This is a genomic window from Deminuibacter soli (genome assembly GCF_003412455.1).
In the GTDB taxonomy this organism is placed as follows: Bacteria; Bacteroidota; Bacteroidia; order Chitinophagales; family Chitinophagaceae; genus Deminuibacter; species Deminuibacter soli.
Genome location: NZ_QTJU01000015.1, coordinates 52347 through 70525 on the forward strand (window position 1 = coordinate 52347; position 18179 = coordinate 70525).

Here is an 18179-nt window from a genome sequence, read left to right on the forward strand (position 1 = left end):
TACTATCATTTTTAATCCCATCCTGACTATTTCAATGAACAAGCATACGAAGCATACAAAATTACTAAAACCACAGCGGCCCGTAACGGTATAACAGCGAATTAACAACCGGCTGCGTTACCTGCAGCCGGCTGTAATCACCGCTATTTAAATAGTTGGAATGGTTCCGCCATCAATTACATATTCCGTGCCGCTTAAATATGCAGCCCTGGAGAAACAAGAAACCCGATCAACTCTGCAACTTCTTCAGGATAAGCAGGCCTGCCCATAGGTATGCCGCCCAATGCAGCCATCACGCTTTGCGTTGCAGCTTCCGATCAGCACAAAGCAATATTCACCGGAATTTTGCTGAAAGCGGTTTCCTGCTGATCCTTATTTCAGGTATTGCCTGCCTTCAACAGAAGTAAGAAAAGGTTCTGCTTCGCTATGATCGGTTGACAGACTAACCTTTTCCCACTGCGCTATTTCTGCATCACGGTTGGTATTGTTCTGTTTTAAAATACCGATGGCTTCACTGCCCAGCACCAGGTGTAATGGCTGCTGCGGCGCTTTTACCAGTTCTATCATGGCTTTGGCAGCTTTTTCCGGGTCTCCTACCGGTACAAATTTTCCGCTCTCCATAAAGGCCTTGCGTGCATCTACGGTTGTTTCATACCCTTCTACCTGCTGGGCATAGGTCATAGAGGCGCCGGCCCAGTCTGTACGAAAACCACCGGGTTCAATACTGGTAACAAAAATGCCGAGCGGCGCTACTTCTTTCGCCAGGGATTCGGCAAAACCACTCAGGCCGAATTTTGCAGCATGGTATATACTCAGCGCAGCAAAACCAACGCGGCCGCCGATAGAGCTTATCTGCAATATCCTGCCGGAGCGTTGTTCACGCATGTAAGGCAATACCGCACGGGTAATGGCAATGGGTGCATATAAATTTGTTTCCAGCTGACTGCGCACCTGCTCTTCGGTAAAAGCTTCTGCTGCGCCAATGATACCGAAACCGGCATTGTTTACCAGCACATCAATACGGCCAAAACGTGCGATAGTGGCAGTTACTGCTTCATTAATCTGCTGCTGGTTATTTACATCCAGCGCTACCGTTAATAACTGGTCGGGATATTGTTTAAGCAATGATTGCAATTGCTGTGTATTGCGCGCTGCTGCTGCTACTTTATCACCTGCTGCCAGTACTGCTTCTGTAAGACTACGGCCCAATCCGCGGGCACTTCCTGTTACAAACCAAACTTTTGACATATACTTTGTTTTTGTTACACAAAGTTCGCAACAGCAGCAGCCTCTTCACTTTGCTGGAAAGCTCCATTTTTGTTTGCCCAAAAGCTCAGCACGATAGCAGCAGGTATAAGGTAACCTGCTGCATAGGGCTCCTTTGTAAACTTTGTCCGTAGGACTTTTTCGAAGTGGGTTTTCCCTTCCGGATATTTCCGGATATCCGGAAATATCGTGGTTGAAACAAAACACAACAAACCATATACTAACATGATTATCAATTAACTATTAAAACTGGCATACCTATTGGCAAACAATCCGAAAACAGCATATGTCCGTTGATCAACCATTGTTTGAAGCCATCCGGCACTTCCTCCAAAAAACTGCTTCTGAACACGAAAAAACATTGGTGCAAAACTGGTATCACTCTATGAAAAAAAGATACCCGGATCATGACTATGACTGGCAGCTGATGCCATGTACAAAAAAACGTTCCGGCATACCTGCCATGCACGTACCCAACAGCACCCTACGTACCAACGGCACCCGCGCACATACAGTATCGGTTGCTGCATTGCCTGACGGTATAGCCATTGACGGGCGTGCGCCCGATACAGCGTATTTGCTGTATGCCCGGGTAGCAGTCTTCCTGGCGCGTGAAGAAATGCTGCAGATGCAGTACCAGACCTCATTGCTGCTTTCTTTCAGCAGTGCCATAGGCAGTGTGCGCAACCAGGAAGAACTGTTGCACGAGATTAACAAAATGCTCAAAACTGTTATAGGCTTCAATCATACCGTTATAGGCATCACCAACGATGATGATACCATCAGCGCATTTTTGCTTGATCCCGCTACAGGCAGCTTCAATCACCCTGAGTATAAAGAGGCCATTACCTTTAAGTATGCATCCGGAGATGGCGTAATTGAACATGTTATTGCCTCAGCCATGCCCGTAGTGTTTGACCTGGATGTTTTAAGTAAAGCCATACCGCTTCCCCTGTACCTGCGTGTGAATTACGAAACCGGCATACGCCAGGCTGTTATGGCAAAATTCTGCAAAGGCGGCCAGGTATGCGGCATATGGCTGTTGCTTTTTGAGCAGCAGCAGGAAATACCCGAAAGCACGCTGCATTTTATAGCAGGGCTAGCCAACCAGTTATCCATTGCCGTATCCAACATTGTTGCCAATAATAAGATCAACGACCAGCTCATTGAAATCAACAACTACAAACAGCAGCTGGAAGATGAAAAGCTATACCTGCAGCAGGAGATCGATACCAATCATAACTACACAGAAATTGTGGGCGACAGCATGTCTATGAAAAGAATCTATCACCTGATAGAAACCGTTGCCCCTTCGCACAGCACCGTGCTGATACTGGGCGAAACCGGTACAGGCAAGGAACTGATTGCACGGGCCATTCACAACAACTCACCGCGCAAAAACAAGCTGATGGTGAAAGTGAACTGCGCCGCACTGCCGGCAAACCTGGTTGAAAGCGAATTATTCGGGCACGAACGCGGCAGCTTCACCGGCGCAACCGAACGGCGTGTAGGCAAATTTGAACTGGCCAATGAAGGCACGTTATTTCTGGATGAAATTGGTGAAATGCCACCCGATATGCAGGTAAAACTGCTGCGCGTTTTGCAGGAGCGCGAAATAGAACGCATCGGCGGCAAAGGCACCATTAAAGTAAACGTGCGGATTATTGCAGCCACCAACCGCGACCTGGAAGAAGAAGTGGCAGCAGGCAGGTTCAGGAGGGATTTGTATTACCGCCTCAACATATTTCCCATCAGTTTGCCGGCGCTGCGCGAACGCAGTGAAGACATACCCCTGCTTGCCGCTTATTTCGTGAACCGTTTTGCCAGGGAAGCAGGTAAAAAAATGGACGGTCTCAGTAACAAGGTGCTGCAGGATTTATGCAATTATAGCTGGCCCGGCAATATCCGCGAACTGGAGCATTTAATTGAACGCAGCGTATTACTCACCAAAGGCACCATGCTGAAAAATGTTTACCTGCCCGTTACCCAGGCTGTCGCAGCCGGCAGCGCAGACTTTGCACCTGAAGAAATAAAAACCATCAGTGATGCAGAGCGCGATCATATTTTTAAAGTATTGAAATATTGCAACGGCAGGGTTGGCGGTAAAAAAGGAGCAGCAGATTTACTGGGCATCCCTTCCAGTACATTGTTTTCAAAAATGAAAAAGCTGGGTATCCGCCGCGACATTATACAGGTAGGTAAATAACCGCGCAGAAGCACAGCCTGTTTGCATGCGTAGCTTATTACGCACACAAACCGGCCACTGCAGAAACACCTGCCATCTTCCTGAAAACAGAAGGAGATACATTCGTGAAATTCTTGAAAAAGCGGCTGAAATAAAACTCGTCCCTGAACTGCAGCGCCCATGCAATTTCCTTGATGCTTTTACTGGTCATCTGCAGCTGCCGCTTCGCTTCCAGTATCAACCGTTCCTGTATCAGCTCGGTAGGTGATTTCTTAAAATAACGTTTACAGCAGTGGGTAAAATTATTGGGCGACATGGTCAGCAGCCGAGCATATTCATTCGGCTTATGCAGGGTTACATAATGCTTATCCAGCAAATGCCTGAACTGCTCCATGCGGTGATCTTTCTGCACCTGCCGCTCTTCCCCTGATATGGCAGTTGCCTGGATGGCACTTGCTTTGGCAAGTATCAGTTGCAGGTAAGCCCTTAACACAATATCAGCAGGTTCTCCCACAGCAAAAGCTGCTTCTATCTGCATCATCAGTTCTGCAAATCCCTGCGCATCGCGTGCAGATAAATGCACTGCAGGCGGCACGTATGCACTGTTAAACAATAACCTGTTGCAGGCAACTTCTTCCCGGTGATTTTCGATGCAGTAAAAATCGCTGTCGAATTGCAGCATATAAACATCCTGCGGGGCATCACTGCTCATTTGCAAAGCCTGTAAGGGCGAACCAAACAACACAACAGGGCCATTAAACAGCACCCTCGTCAAATCTGCCTGGTAAAATCCCCTGCCCTGTGGAATAAACAAAATTGAATATACCGGGAACTGTACAGGCATACCAAGGCTGGTGGTTTTAATTTTTTGTAACCCGAATAAACACTGCCCGTTTTCTGTAATCCGCTCTTGCATGATACTCCCCTTTTCAACTGCCCGTAAAACAGGCAGGCAATACACAACTATACATCATCCGCAGCGCCGTGCCGCGGGCAACATTAAAACGGCCAGGCAAAAGGATGCGCACCGGTGCTGGCCTCTGCAGCCTGCCACAATGCATCTGCCACAGCACTGTCTGTACCGTTTGCACCAATCACGCCCTGTGCAGGATAACCACGCAAACCTCCATCCTGGTCGGGCCCGTATAAACCGCCACCCTGCACATTTTCAGCTACTGCTGCATACAAGGCAGGCAGTGCACCCTGCGCTGCAGGCATCATGGCACCCAGTCTTTGTACAGCATCAGCAATCGCTTCTTCCGACATGTTACGTGCGAGGCTGGTTGCTGTTATTCCCGGGTGTGCAGCCAGGGATAAAATGGGCAGGCCTGCGTTTGCAAAACGTTGCTGCAGGCCAGTGGTAAATAACATACAGGCCAGCTTGCTGTTGCAATAAGCATCAAAGGCTTCGTATGGTTTTTCCAGGCGCAGGTTATCAAAATCAATAGTACCGTAATTGTAGGCCAGACTGGTTAATGTAACTACCCTTGCTGAAGAAGCCTTGCGCAGCAAAGGCAGCAGGTTGGCCGTTAGCAGAAAATGGCCCAGGAAATTAACACCGTATTGCAGTTCAAACCCTTCTTCTGTAACACTTGCAGGCGGCACCATTACACCCGCGTTATTGATCAGCACATCCAGCCGGTTATGTTGCTGCACAACAGCAGCAGCAAAGTTTCGCACACTTGTCATACTCGCTAAATCAACCACACCTGCTTCAAGGCTGCCGCTGTATTGTTTGTCAGCCATCATCCGGCGCATGGTTTCTTCTGCCTTTTCCTTACTGCGGCAGGCAACAATTACATGCCCGCCTTTTTGGTACAGCGCCAGCGCTGTTTCGTAACCAATACCGGCATTGGCACCTGTAACCAGAAATGTTTTCCCGGTAAGATTTCCTATGTTCTCTAACGTCCACATACTATTCCTTTTTTTACACAACAAAATTCCGTTGGCAGGCTATTAAGCGGCAGTACATATCACTGTTTAAATTATACAAATCAACGATCTGTCCCGGGCGTCAGATTTGTCCATAACAAATCCATTTTTGTCCATGTTCCCGTGTACCGCACAACAGCAACTTTGCATCAGATAATATTCCTGGCCAATACGCCTCGTGTAACACACTCTTCCCGCATTTCCCAATACAAACAATTTAATAGCCGATAGTTATGAGTTATGAAAACAGGCCACTCGGGTCTACTGAAAAAATTTTCTGGCTGCTGGATCAGACAGCCCCTGTACATGCAGTAATGAGCGCTGAAATCAGCGGCGGTATTACCGTAAACCAGTGCAGGGCGGCCATAGATCAATTGCAGCAGCGGCACCCGCTTTTCTCGGTAGCCATTGACAGCAATGGTTACAAATACCCCCGGTTTAAAGCCATGCCAGGGCAGCATATACCCTTGCGTGTGAAAGAAGGATATACGCATGCTGATGTGGAACAAGCCATGGCACACGAACTGGCAACACCTTTCAACTGGCAACAGGCGCCACTGTTACGCATGACGCTATTGCGGAACGAAAACAGTTTTGTGCTGGTGTTTTGTTTTTACCACTCCATTTCCGATGGAATGTCAGGTTTGTATATCTTCCGCGATTTCCTGCAGTTATTATCCGGCGAAACACTGGCACCGCTGGCTTTTCCACCGTCTGCCGATGAGCTGCTGAACCTGCCGGTAGATGCAGCCCACCCAATAACTGAAGTTACTGCCCTCAAAAGAAAAGAACTGGCTGCGCCAACCGTAGCAATAGTACATCTTTCAACCGCACTCACTGCACAACTCATTGACAAGGCACGCAGTGAAAATGCTACGGTAAACAGCGCATTATGCGCAGCCTTTACATTGGCGACCAGGCAGGTATCCCCGTTGCATAACGATAACCCGGTGCGTATTACCGTACCCATTGCAACAAGGGCTGCCATTGATGCCGGGGAAGATTCCGCATTATACATTGGCTCAACCAGTGTGCACTATGCTGCACATGGCAATGACAGTTTCTGGGATATGGCAAGGGCTGCCACCACTCATTTGAAGACTGCTGCAGCTCCTGAAAAATTGCTTGCAGGCTATGCAGGTGCACATCAATGGATATTTGGCGAAAGTACTGCTGCGCAAATTGCTGAAGTGTTGCAAAACTCTATTATACCAAGAGAATTCATGATCTCTAACCTTGTACGCTGGCCTTTTGCAACAACTTATGGCAATTACCGGCTGCAGGCGGTGATGGGACCACTGGCTTTATCCGGTTATCCCGGCGATTATACTATTGGCGTTATTACCACGCAGGGCTCGTTATGCCTGTCATACGCAACCCGCACACTGCGGCCTGCATTGCTGGAAACAGCCGTGCGCATACTGGAAGCTGCCTGTTAACGCGGCAATGCAGCGGCGCACAAAAGCAGCCCTGTAATTACCGGCACCAGCAACAAGCGCAACGTGCGGCTACCAGTATGCCCGCGTTGCGCTTGTTAAACCAATGCAACGCGTTTTATCATGTTATATCGCGGCCCAAAACATCATTTGGCGATATTTCGTTGGTTGAATAAAGGCAATTGCTATATAAATTAATAATAATCAATTAATTACGCATAGGCATGATATTGGAATTATCCCGCGTTACAATCATGACTTTATGAACCATTACAAGCAGGAGGATTTTTTAAATCCCAGGAACGGAAATGACGCAATGCCTTTTTTAATCAGTCCGCTGAATGCAGCGAGTATTATAGAACTGGCCATATTAACAGGCAGGGAAAAGGTAGAAATAACCTGGCTCACAAAAGGAACAGGTGAATTAAAAAAAGGCGGGGAACTGCTGTCACTGCATGCAGGGCAACTGCTGGTAACCAAACAGGAAAAACCGCACACCATTCAGTTAAGTCCGGATGCTGAAGGTTTTTACATCACCTTCACCGAAGATTTTCCCTACACCAACGAATACGAATTTGACCTGATGGATCATGTAGGCTTAACACAGTTGTTTGCCGAAAGAAATGCCATTGATGTGTTGTATGACATGCATACATCGATGCAGAACACAGCAACATGCATGTTAGCTGAACAACGCGGTCAATACCTGCACAAAGCAACACTGCTGCGCCGTTATCTTAAAATTTTCATATTGCAGGTTATGCGCAACCTGCAGGGTAAAGTAAACCTGAGCCTGCATACCCGCGAAAAAGAGCTCACGAGTAAATTCCTCGACCTGGTAAGCACCAATTTTAAAAACAAGAAACTGGTGACAGACTATGCTGATAAAATGCTCATAACCCCCAACCACCTGAACTCGGTAGTGAAAAAAATCACCGGGCGCACAGCCAGTTTTCATATCAGGCAGCGCGTTATTCTCGAAGCCAAACGGCATGCAGTACAGCAGGGTTTACGCATGAAGGAAATAGCCTGGCATCTTGGATTTTCAGACACTTCGCATTTCAGCAAATACTTTAAATCCATTACCGGCATCAGCTTTTCCGATTTCATGAAAGAAGGAACAGAAACCATTCTTACCATACCTGATACAGCCCTGTATTATGGGCCTACAGCTGTATCCTGAAATGCCGTTAACGCATTTCAGGATGGCCATACTGTCAATAATCTGCAAACTGCTGTTTCATTACCTGCTCTTCCTGCTTAATGCGTATGCACAGCGGAACCAGGTATACAGGCAGGCCGATAATCAATACATACCAGGCATGAAATATAAAGGCAACGCCCACCAGCTCGGGCAGTATGTTCAAAAAATAATTGGGATGTTTTACGGTGCGGAACAGGAAACCGGTATTGATGGTATGATATGCACGTGGTGCAATCAGCAGCTTCACTGTCCACACATGCCTGATAGCATATATCACCACATACAACATCAGGATAGAGAATGCATATACGATAGTGCCTGCCAGCGTAAGATTGTCTGAAAAAAAAGCACCGCCTGCATACCCTTCCCATATGCAGCAGCCGTAAAAAGCAAGGTGGGCCACGGTAAGCAAGGCCGAGTTTGAAGCGCCATACTCTGTGGCGCCCATCTTTTTCAGTCTTTTTTCATTGGCAATGGAAATAAACAGGGAGATGAACCTGCATGCAAAAAGCAGGTAAAAAATAAAACTGTACACCTGTGACATATAACAAATGATTGTAAATTCTGCCGGTAACGCAGGCTCACTTTGCTTTACACAAATAGCAACACCGGTTGCAGCAAATATGCCTTGTTTGCAGTGAAACAGCCGGTTCAATTCAACTATTCAGCGGTATATATCAACGATACGCAACCAGGTAACCGGGCAGTACGCCACAGGAGTAACCCGCAATAATTCTGCTTTTGGGGTAAAAAAAATGCCTGCAATGTAGTACTTTGCCGAAAAGGCTTTACCGGAATGACCAACCCCAGGAAAAAAATACTGATTGCTGACGACGACCCCGATGACCGCGAGATGCTGATAGAATTTATCACAGGCATTGAACCCGGCATACAAATCAGCGCTGTGAACAATGGCCAGCAGGCATTACAGTACCTGGCCCGGCTGCCGGACGAAGCCTTACCCAACCTGTTAGTGCTTGATTATAAAATGCCGATGCTGAATGCCAGTGAAGTGCTGGAAAAACTGGCCATAGAAACCCGCTATAACAGCATCAGCAAAGTGGTGTGGAGCACTTCGCAACAGCAGGATGGTTTAAACCGCTGCATCAACGCAGGCGCTGTGAGGTACTTTATAAAACCCGGCAGCACCAATGCATTACGGCAGCTTGCCACCGAAATGCTGCAACTCATTACATCCGTGAAACGTTAGGTTGCAGGAAAATACAATTCAAACAGGGCGCCTTCGCCCGGAACACCGGTGGCGCGTATAAAGCCGTGGTGATTGTCCATTATTTTTTTGCAGATGGAAAGGCCGATGCCCGTACCTGCATAGCTGTCGCGCCCATGCAGGCGCTCAAACAATCCGAATATTTTTTCACTGTGCATGGCATCGAAACCAATGCCATTGTCGCGCAGCGAAATGCGGTAAAACTGTTTGGCTGCATACTCACTTTCTTTCTCCGGCTGTGGATTATCGATGGTTTCTGCAGACAGGCGTATTTCCAGTTGCCTGCCGGGGTAGTGATATTTCAGCGAATTGCTTACAAGGTTCATGAACAGCTGCCGTACCTGGAACGGCACTCCTTTTATCACGGGAAGTGCATCGTAGCTGAACAGGGCACTGGTTTCCATTACGGCATCCTGGTAAAAAGCCGCCACTTCTTCAAAAACCTCCTTCAGGTCAACCAGCTCAAATCTTTCATCCTGTTCCGAAACACGGGTGTATGCCAGCAGGTCGTCAATCAATCCCTGCATGCGTTTGGCCGATTCTGCAGCACGCAGCAGGTAGGTGCGCTGCTTTTCTGCAGACAGGTTTTCACTGTTCTCAAGAATCGAGGAATAATAGAATTGTATTTTACGCAAAGGCTCTTTCATGTCGTGTGCCGCAGCATAGGCAAACTGCTGCAGTTCCATGTTCTGTGATTCAAGCTGCGCGGCGTATTGCTTCAGCTTGTCTTCTGTTGCTTTCCGCTCCGTAAGGTCACGTGTAACCTTGGAAAAACCAACGATAGCGTTATCGCTGTCATGCAGGGCAGTAATTACCACGCTGCCCCAGAATTTTGTACCGTCCTTGCGCACACGCCAGCCTTCATGTACTGCTTTACCCGAAAGCTTGGCCTCGTTTATCAGTTTTTCAGGCAGCCCGGCAACCTGGTCTTCCCTGGTATAGAAAGCGCGGAAATGCCTGCCTACAATCTCCTGTTCCGTATACCCTTTGATCTTTTCTGCACCGCGGTTCCAGTTCACAACAATACCATCCGGATCGAGCATCAGGATAGCATAGTCTTCCACTTCTTCTACCATCTTGTGGTATTGCTCTTCAGTAGCTTTGAAATTGCGTTTAACAGTATTTGGTCCAGGTTGCATACAGTGCAGGAAAAGTTATTGGTTGTACGTAATCAATTTTGATACCAGTAAATCACCCTTCACACTTATTCTTCACAATTGCCGCAGCAGGTTACGCAGGAAAATCTTTCAGCTGTTTGGCAGGTGCGCCCTTTGTATTTTGCTGATCTTCCAGCGCCCAGCTTGCCATGGCATACAATACCGGGCGCAGCCCCTCTCCGGCCGTGGTTAAATAATATGTTACATAAGGCGGTACAACAGCTTTTGCCTCCCTGCGTACAATGCCATCTGCCTCCAGCTGCTTCAGGTTCTGGATCAGCATTTTTTCGGTAATGGTGGGTATCAGTTTGCGCAATTCATTGTACCGTTTACCGCCCTTTAGCAGGTGAAAAAGAATAACCGGTTTCCAGTAACCGCCTATTTTATCCATTACATAAATCACCGGGCATTCACTGCGGTTGTATAGTTTGTTTTCCTGTATGGTAGAGCTTTCCTTGATGGCTGTCATAGATACACACTTTAGGGTAAGTACTTGTATAAAAGTAAGTACAAAAATACCTTTGGCGCAGAAAAAAGAAAAATATATGAAAATCGTACTTACCGGATCGTTAGGCAATATCAGCAAGCCCCTGGCCATACAATTAATCGCTGCCCGCAACCAGGTTACCATTGTCAGCAGCCAGGCTGCCAAAGCCGCCGCCATCGAAGCAATCGGCGCTGCAGCAGCCATTGGCTCGGTAGAAGATGCCGCTTTTCTTACCGGCGTGTTTACCGGCGCAGATGTGGTATATACCATGATTCCACCCAATTTCGGTGTACCCGATCTGCGTGCCTACATGGGCCGTGTAGGCAACAGTTACGCAACTGCCATTAAAAACGCAGGCATTACCCGCGTGGTAAACCTCAGCAGCATCGGTGCCCATCTCAGTGAAGGAACCGGCCCCATCAAGGGCGTGCACGATACCGAACTGCTGCTGAACCAGCTGCCGGGTGTAGCCGTAAAACACCTGCGCGCACCGTTTTTCTTTACCAACTTCTTCAACGATATTCCCATGATCAAACACCAGGGCATTATGGGCGCCAACTACCCGGCAGCAACAAGACTGGTAATGGTACACCCGGAAGATATCGCTGCCGCTGTAGCGGAAGAAATACAGCTCCCATTCAATGGCAAAACCGTGCGTTACCTGGCCAGTGATGAAAGCACACCCGGCGAAGCAGCTAAACTGTTGGGAAACGCCATCGGGAAACCCGGTTTACCATGGGTTACTTTTACCGATGAACAGGCGCTCAATGGCATGCTGCAGGCAGGCATACCGCAGGAAATGGCGGAGAATTTTACCGAAATGGGCACTGCACTGCGTGCAGGTAAACTATGGGAAGATTTTGACAACCACCAGCCTGCCAGCCGGGGCAAATGGAGGTTAGCTGATTTTGCAACAGTATTCGCCGCAGCTTATAATAACTAAATTGTTATAAAAGGAATTTATATTATCAAAGCCCGTCAGCATGATGGGCTTTGATTTATTCCCGCCAACAATTCCATTACCCGACTGGCGCAGCAGCTACCTTGTATTTTTAGCCACAATAAATACTAGCTTTGGTTGCAGCACCAAAAAGTAACGCTATGCTTACCAACGCCACCATGCAGCAGCTGGAACAGGCAGCAGCCGACAACTACAAACAGCTGGCATGCCTCGAAGCATTGTCCTGCGGAGGCGAGGTACAGGAAAAGGACGGACTTATGTGGACCTATTCCGGCCCAGACCGGGGTGCATCAATCCTGTTTCCGGCGTTGACCGAACAAAACGCGCCGGTTATACTGGATACAATAATGGACTATTATCGCGCCCATCCGCCCGCTGATGGCGGCTGCTGGTCGCTATCCCCTGCACAACCTGCGCATCTTGCGGCATACCTGCTGGCACGCGGTTTTCAGCCAGGCTGGCTTCCGTACTGGATGGCACTTGATCTGGAAGCGATCAATGATCAACATACAACACCGGCGGATTTACAAATAACACCGGATAATGATACAAACATTCAGCACCTGGCAGATCTGCCTTACGCTGCCAGCACCAATATGATTTCACAGGCTTTCCGTGATAGAAATCCCGCGAAAGCACAACGTTTCCTGGCCACTTACCAGGGCGCAGTAGCCGGTCAGAGCGCCGTGTTTTTCAGCACCGGGACATTGGGTGTTGCGGGCATTTACAATGTGGGCGTACAACCCAACGCGCGCGGCAAAGGCATTGGCAAAGCCGTTACCCTTGCGGCCTGTTTGCATGCAAAAGAACAAGGTTACCGCTACGCCATTCTCAATGCAACAGATATGGGTCGCCATATTTATACGCCACTCGGTTTTCAATGGACGGGGGATGGCATTACCTGGTGGCTCGCAGGCAAACGATACCTGACACATCCGCCATCCCGGCAACAAATTGCGTTGGCAGAAGCCACCGGTAAAGGCGATACCGCAGCATTGGATCATTTGGCCAACACGCTTACACCGGCAGCACTCAACACGCCCCTTACCAACAAAATGACGCTGATGGAACTGGCTGTGCATTGCAAACAGCCCGCAACCGCAGAATGGTTGATCGCGCACGGCGCATTGTATACTGCCATCAATGCATGGGACCTCGGCTGGCAGGAGCGCTGTGCCGCATTGCTTGCACAAAATCCGCAGGAGGTAAACCGGCGCTACCGCGAAGGAAATATTACCCTGCTGCATATGGCCATACAACGCAACGATACGGCACTGGCCAAACTCGCACTCGCTGCCAATCCTGATCTTACCTTGCGTGACAGCTGGCACAACAGCACGCCATTGGGCTGGGCCATGTTCTTTGAACGTGCGGCTGTTGCTGCAATGATTAAAGCACAGGGTGGCACACAATAACATTGTAAGCTGAAAGCGTTTGCCCGGGCGATGGCAGAAGGATGCTGGCAGTGCCCGGTCGGCTAATCTGTTATAATTAGTTTAACAACAACTGTTTAAACATTACTACACATTTTATTTAAATACTGCTCGATAATTGCAGCTCGATTTGATAATAAGTAAATGAACATTTACTTATCTTTGTGCACTCAAAGGTAAAATTGTCAATTATGCGCCCCAGGAACGAAGCGAAAGAAAATGCCATCCGCAGCATTGCGTTGGAAATTATTGCAAAGGAAGGGCTGGAAAACCTGAGCATGCAGAAGCTGGCCAAAGCAGCAAATATTTCGCCCCGTACCATTTATATCAAATACGAAAGCAAAGACGACCTGCTTATCAAATTATTCATCAATGATGTACTGGGCGCTTATGAACAAGCCGTGCTGAAAGATTTTAACGAGGACATCGATTTTGTGAACGGCGTGCAACAGCTCTGGAACAATGCCTTTGCCTACCTCACTGCCAACAGGCATGCATTTGCACTTATTCAATATGGCAAGTCATCTCCCCTGTTGAACAACGCCTTTAAAAAGGAGAACATCATACAAGGGCAATTTTTTGCACCGGTGCACCGCTTTCTCGAAGCACAGGTAAAAGCAGGCACTATACGCAACCTTCCGCAGGATGTGCACCGTGCCCTGTTGTTTTCACCACTGTTAGATCTCGTAAACGAATATTTTGATCATGCTGAAAGACCGGTACAAATCATCACCCAGGCTGTATTGAAGGAATGTTGTGAAGCGGTAACAAAAGGCATGATGAAACCATAAAAATTAAAACATGAACCCAACTACCAACCAACACATTGCCATTATAGGCGGAGGCCCCGGTGGCCTCACACTGGCAAGATTATTACAGATGAATGGCGCCACTGTAACCGTATACGAACGTGATGCCAACAGGGAAGTACGCGTACAGGGCGCTACGCTTGATTTGCACTACGAATCGGGCCTGAAAGCTTTGGAGAAAGCAGGCCTGATGGATGCTTTTAAAGCCAGCTATCGTCCCGGTGCAGACAAGCTCTGCATTACTGACAAACATGCCCATATTGTTTTTGATGAATACGGCGGCAACGATGCAGATCTTGCTCCCGAACATTTTCGCCCTGAAATTGACCGTGGTCCATTAAGAAACCTATTGCTCAATTCATTGCAACCGGGCACCGTGGTATGGGATAGCCAGTTTGTTGCCCTTACACGGCAGCACGACGGTATTACACTATCCTTTAAAAATGGAACAACAGCGCAAGCAGACATCGTTATTGCAGCCGATGGCGCCAATTCAAAAATACGTCCTTACATCACGGGCATTCAGCCCTTTTATGCAGGTATAACTGTAGTGGAAGGAGCCGTGTATGATGCAGCAAAAGCAACACCCAATATATTTAAATTGCTAAACGGGGGAAAGATTTTCGCCCTGGGTGACGAGAAAACATTGATCGTAAGTTCAAAGGGAGATGGCAGCCTGGTATTTTATACAGCCTGCAAAACACCGGAAACATGGGTAAGCGACAGCGGTATCAATTTCGCAGACAAGGCACAGGTTTTTGCCTGGTTTAAAGCCACTTTCACCGGCTGGGATACCATATGGGATGAACTGTTTGAAAATGCTTACGAAAGTTTTATACCGCGTCCGCAGTATTGCATGCCGTTAAATCAAACCTGGGAAGCATTACCCAATTTAACCATGCTGGGTGATGCCGCACACCTGATGCCGCCCTTTGCCGGTGAAGGCGTAAACATGGCCATGCAGGATGCATTGGAATTGGCAGAACACCTGCTTAACCCTGCCCATGCAAACACTCATACAGCCATAGCCGCCTACGAACAACAAATGCGCACCAGGGCCGCAGCTATCGGACAAATTACCCTGGATCAAACGGCTTCACTGCATTCCGAAAATGCTATTAAGGAATTACTTGCCATGTTTAAACCGGAGTGAAATTAATTTTAACAGGAAGTGTGAATGGCAGTTGAATCTGCTGCCATTCACACTTCCTATGCCTTTATCACAAACTGCGACAACGTTGGATAAAACAGCATCTGCTTCCAGTTGATGGACAAAATGCGTTCGAGTATGCTTTTGAGATCGCCGATGCTGTTGGGTTTCACCGCGAACAGGTTGGTGCCTTCCCGGTAGCAGAACTCAATTTCCTTGAGATCGTTGAGCGAAGAATATACAATGATGGGAACCGAATCATACGCGCTGTTGGCCCGTATTTCCCGGATGCACTGCCTGCCGTCTTTACAGGGCATCAGCAAATCGAGAAACAATAAATCAGGATTCTTTTCCTGGAGTAACTGCATCAGAATTTCACCGTCTTTCGCACGCTTCAGCGATACACGTATGGCAATTTCCTCCAGCGCAAGAGAAAAGATGAGGTAATCATCGTCGTCGTCTTCTGCCAGCAAAACATAAGTAGGATCCTGTTCCTTTATCATTTCCATAAACAAACGCTTTTTAGCAACTAAAAATACCACCATAATGTGCTAGTGCTAGATGCTAAATATAAATCAACACCAAAAATAAACACAAATTATTTATATGTCTGCTCCCCGGCCGGTTTTATTGCATCTGCCTGCTCACCGGGTACACCACAATGTGAAGAATAACCGGGTATTCCTTTTTGATATGCGCAATCAACTGCTCAATGGTAGCCGTAATCTGCTGCGTGGTAAGATCGTTGTGAAAGGTAACCGTTAGTATCAGCAGCACTTCCTCCGGACCAAGATACATGGAAAACACTTTCTGCACTTTGTTTACAGCGGGTTCATTTTCGGTGAGCGCTATTAGCTTTTGCCGGGTGCCGGCACCAATGCCTTCGCCCATGAGCAGACTTTTACTTTCACGCGCCAGTATAATGGAAGTAAACACCAGCAAAACACCCACCAGCGTAGTGGCCACGCCGTCGAGTACCGGCAGGTGCAGGTGCTGGTTCAGGTACTGGCATACCAGCACAATCAGCAGACCGAGCACAGCTGCACCATCTTCAAACAATACCAGGAAACGGGATGGGTCTTTACTGCGTTTAATGGCCTGCCACCAGCTTTGCTCGCCACGGGTTTTATTGAATTCTTTTGCCGCAATCACCAGCGAACTGCCTTCAAATAAAATAGACAGGATTAATACCACGTAGTTCCAGGAAGGGTCTTCAATCGCCTGCGGATGGCGTATATGCAGGTAACCCTGGTAAATAGAAATACCGCCGCCCAGCCCGAAAATGAGCATTGACACAATAAACGACCAGAAATACAACTCACGCCCATATCCAAATGGATGCAGCTCATCGGGTGGCTGCCTGCTTTTATGAATACCCAGCAGCAACAGCAATTCATTAATGGTATCTACCAGCGAATGCACCCCTTCAGCAAACATTGAGCTGCTGTTGGTAAATGCACCGGCAACAAATTTTGTAACGGCAATCAGCACATTTGCTGCCAATGCACTGTACACTGATTTCTGCGATGTAGGCATAGCTGTTATTAACGACAGCGCCGGTGCATACACCGGCGCTGATCAATTTATTAACTATTCAATGCCCTGAAAGTTGTAGTGTCAGGCTGTTTTTTTACTTATTCGCTTCCCCTTGCCCTGCTCATGGCCAGCTGTTGTACCGGTGCTTTAACCGGGAACGACACGATAAAGGTTGCCCCCTCATTTACTTTGCCGATGGCTGTAATAAAGCCATGATGTTCCTCCATAATTTTTTTGCAGATGGCAAGGCCGATACCTGTTCCGTCATATTCCGGGTGCAGGCGTTTGAACATCCCAAAGATCTGGTCGGCATATTCCTGCTCAAAACCAATACCATTGTCCTGCACATAAATGCGGCAAAACTGGCTGGCTGTATGTTGCTCAGCCAAATCGCCCACAGCCAGTTCAGCGCGGATACGCACCACAGGCGCTACACCCTCACGCGTATACTTCAGCGCATTACCGATAAGGTTAGAAAACAACGGACCAATTAACCCGGGGTTTACATACAGGGAAGGCAATGGTGCGATATCCACCGTGGCATGTTGGGCCAGTATTTTCTCTTCCAGGTCGTGCAGCACCTCGCCCAGCAGGGCATTCATATCACTTTCTACCAGCGAATTATTGTCTACCGATATTTTGGAAAAAGTACGGATGTCTTCAATCAGTCTTTGCATGCGTGCACCTGCGTGCTGGATTTTTGAGATGTACACACCGGCTTCCTCATCAATAATGTCTTTGTATTTATACGTAAGCCTGTCGCTGAACACCAGCATTTTGCGCAGCGGCTCCTGCAGGTCGTGCGAGGCCATAAAAGCAAACCTGTCCAACTCCTTGTTGGTTGATTCGAGGCGGGCGATATTATCGAGCAACTGCTGGTTCAGCACCTTCACTTTCTCTTCAGAAGCTTTGCGTTCACTGATTTCGTTTTCGAGGCTCTGGTTAATCGCAATCAGCCTGCGTTCCTGTGCCAGCAATCGCTGGTTTTTTTTATAGAGATCTACAAACACCCCCACTTTTGCGCGCAGCAGCTGCGGGTTAATGGGTTTGTAAATATAATCTACCGCACCTGTCTGGTAACCTTTGTAGGTATTCTCCTCATCGTAGCTATTGGCAGTGATAAATACAATGGGAATATGTTTCAGCTTTTCGCGTGCATAAATCAGCTCTGCCGTTTCAAACCCGCTCAGGTTGGGCATTTTCACGTCCATCAGTATTAACGCAAAATCAATTTCAGTGAGCAGTATTTTCAATGCCTCACGCCCCGACCCGGCCTTTACCAGCTGGTACCCTTCATGGGCCAGTATCGAATCAATGGAAAGCAGGTTGTCTTCCCGGTCATCCACTACTAATATTTTCGTTTGCATTTTACGCTTGACTGTTGGGTTAGGTTTG

18 protein-coding genes are annotated in these 18179 nt (G+C 47.9%); 8 read left to right on the forward strand and 10 right to left on the reverse strand.

Features of this window, described 5'->3' with window-relative positions:
* Positions 1-372: 372 nt before the first annotated feature.
* Both DXN05_RS23380 and DXN05_RS23385 read right to left on the reverse strand, forming a co-directional pair.
* Positions 373-1248, reverse strand: a complete 876-nt coding sequence (locus DXN05_RS23380) for an oxidoreductase (RefSeq protein ID WP_116849735.1) — start codon at positions 1246-1248, stop codon at positions 373-375.
* A gap of 14 nt (positions 1249-1262) precedes the next feature.
* Positions 1263-1493 carry a hypothetical protein gene (locus tag DXN05_RS23385; RefSeq protein WP_116849736.1) on the reverse strand — a complete coding sequence of 77 codons (231 nt, stop codon included), beginning with the start codon at positions 1491-1493 and terminating at the stop codon, positions 1263-1265.
* A 158-nt stretch (positions 1494-1651) separates the two neighbouring features.
* Between DXN05_RS23385 and DXN05_RS23390 the strand changes: the two genes are divergently transcribed.
* Positions 1652-3472 (forward strand): sigma 54-interacting transcriptional regulator, encoded by a 1821-nt coding sequence (locus DXN05_RS23390; protein ID WP_245975289.1) that lies wholly within the window; start codon positions 1652-1654, stop codon positions 3470-3472.
* A 37-nt stretch (positions 3473-3509) separates the two neighbouring features.
* Here DXN05_RS23390 and DXN05_RS23395 read toward each other — a convergent pair whose 3' ends face one another.
* Positions 3510-4367, reverse strand: coding sequence for a helix-turn-helix domain-containing protein (locus tag DXN05_RS23395; RefSeq protein ID WP_116849738.1), 858 nt, complete (start codon positions 4365-4367; stop codon positions 3510-3512).
* 83 nt (positions 4368-4450) lie between these two features.
* Positions 4451-5365: an oxidoreductase gene (locus tag DXN05_RS23400; RefSeq protein WP_116849739.1), complete on the reverse strand. Its 915-nt coding sequence runs from the start codon at positions 5363-5365 to the stop codon at positions 4451-4453.
* A gap of 251 nt (positions 5366-5616) precedes the next feature.
* Here DXN05_RS23400 and DXN05_RS23405 point away from each other — a divergent pair, with 251 nt between their 5' ends.
* Both DXN05_RS23405 and DXN05_RS23410 read left to right on the forward strand, forming a co-directional pair.
* Positions 5617-6822: a condensation domain-containing protein gene (locus tag DXN05_RS23405; protein WP_116849740.1), complete on the forward strand. Its 1206-nt coding sequence runs from the start codon at positions 5617-5619 to the stop codon at positions 6820-6822.
* Positions 6823-7081: 259 nt separating this feature from the next.
* The gene (locus tag DXN05_RS23410; protein WP_116849741.1) at positions 7082-8002 is read left to right on the forward strand and encodes an AraC family transcriptional regulator; all 921 of its coding nucleotides are present in this window, start codon (positions 7082-7084) and stop codon (positions 8000-8002) included.
* A 34-nt stretch (positions 8003-8036) separates the two neighbouring features.
* On the opposite strand, the gene DXN05_RS23415 is transcribed toward DXN05_RS23410, so the two are convergent.
* Entirely contained in the window at positions 8037-8567 is a 531-nt protein-coding gene (locus DXN05_RS23415; protein WP_116849758.1) for an isoprenylcysteine carboxyl methyltransferase family protein, read from the reverse strand.
* Between the two features lie 252 nt (positions 8568-8819).
* Between DXN05_RS23415 and DXN05_RS23420 the strand changes: the two genes are divergently transcribed.
* Positions 8820-9233, forward strand: coding sequence for a response regulator (locus DXN05_RS23420; protein WP_116849742.1), 414 nt, complete (start codon positions 8820-8822; stop codon positions 9231-9233).
* Here the strand turns inward: DXN05_RS23420 and DXN05_RS23425 are convergent.
* Positions 9230-10390, reverse strand: coding sequence for a sensor histidine kinase (locus tag DXN05_RS23425; protein WP_116849743.1), 1161 nt, complete (start codon positions 10388-10390; stop codon positions 9230-9232). The two genes, DXN05_RS23420 and DXN05_RS23425, sit on opposite strands and share 4 nt — an antisense overlap.
* A 91-nt stretch (positions 10391-10481) precedes the next feature.
* The gene (locus DXN05_RS23430) at positions 10482-10877 is read right to left on the reverse strand and encodes a winged helix-turn-helix transcriptional regulator (RefSeq protein ID WP_116849744.1); all 396 of its coding nucleotides are present in this window, start codon (positions 10875-10877) and stop codon (positions 10482-10484) included.
* A 76-nt stretch (positions 10878-10953) separates the two neighbouring features.
* On the opposite strand from DXN05_RS23430, the gene DXN05_RS23435 reads away from it, so the two are divergent.
* The 4 genes from DXN05_RS23435 to DXN05_RS23450 all read left to right on the forward strand — a co-directional run bounded on the left by DXN05_RS23435 (position 10954) and on the right by DXN05_RS23450 (position 15251).
* Positions 10954-11838, forward strand: a complete 885-nt coding sequence (locus DXN05_RS23435) for an NmrA family NAD(P)-binding protein (RefSeq protein ID WP_116849759.1) — start codon at positions 10954-10956, stop codon at positions 11836-11838.
* Between the two features lie 158 nt (positions 11839-11996).
* Positions 11997-13271 (forward strand): GNAT family N-acetyltransferase, encoded by a 1275-nt coding sequence (locus tag DXN05_RS23440; RefSeq protein WP_116849745.1) that lies wholly within the window; start codon positions 11997-11999, stop codon positions 13269-13271.
* Positions 13272-13480: 209 nt separating this feature from the next.
* Positions 13481-14080, forward strand: coding sequence for a TetR/AcrR family transcriptional regulator (locus tag DXN05_RS23445; RefSeq protein ID WP_116849746.1), 600 nt, complete (start codon positions 13481-13483; stop codon positions 14078-14080).
* Positions 14081-14090: 10 nt separating this feature from the next.
* Positions 14091-15251 (forward strand): FAD-dependent oxidoreductase, encoded by a 1161-nt coding sequence (locus tag DXN05_RS23450; RefSeq protein WP_116849747.1) that lies wholly within the window; start codon positions 14091-14093, stop codon positions 15249-15251.
* Positions 15252-15307: 56 nt separating this feature from the next.
* Here the strand turns inward: DXN05_RS23450 and DXN05_RS23455 are convergent, their stop codons facing one another.
* The 3 genes from DXN05_RS23455 to DXN05_RS23465 form a co-directional block, all read right to left on the reverse strand.
* Complete coding sequence (locus tag DXN05_RS23455) at positions 15308-15757, reverse strand: response regulator (RefSeq protein ID WP_158559422.1); 450 nt, start codon at positions 15755-15757, stop codon at positions 15308-15310.
* Between the two features lie 118 nt (positions 15758-15875).
* Complete coding sequence (locus DXN05_RS23460; RefSeq protein ID WP_116849749.1) at positions 15876-16784, reverse strand: cation diffusion facilitator family transporter; 909 nt, start codon at positions 16782-16784, stop codon at positions 15876-15878.
* A gap of 98 nt (positions 16785-16882) precedes the next feature.
* On the reverse strand, positions 16883-18151 hold the full coding sequence (locus tag DXN05_RS23465; RefSeq protein WP_116849750.1) for a response regulator: 1269 nt from the start codon (positions 18149-18151) through the stop codon (positions 16883-16885).
* Positions 18152-18179: the final 28 nt, after the last annotated feature.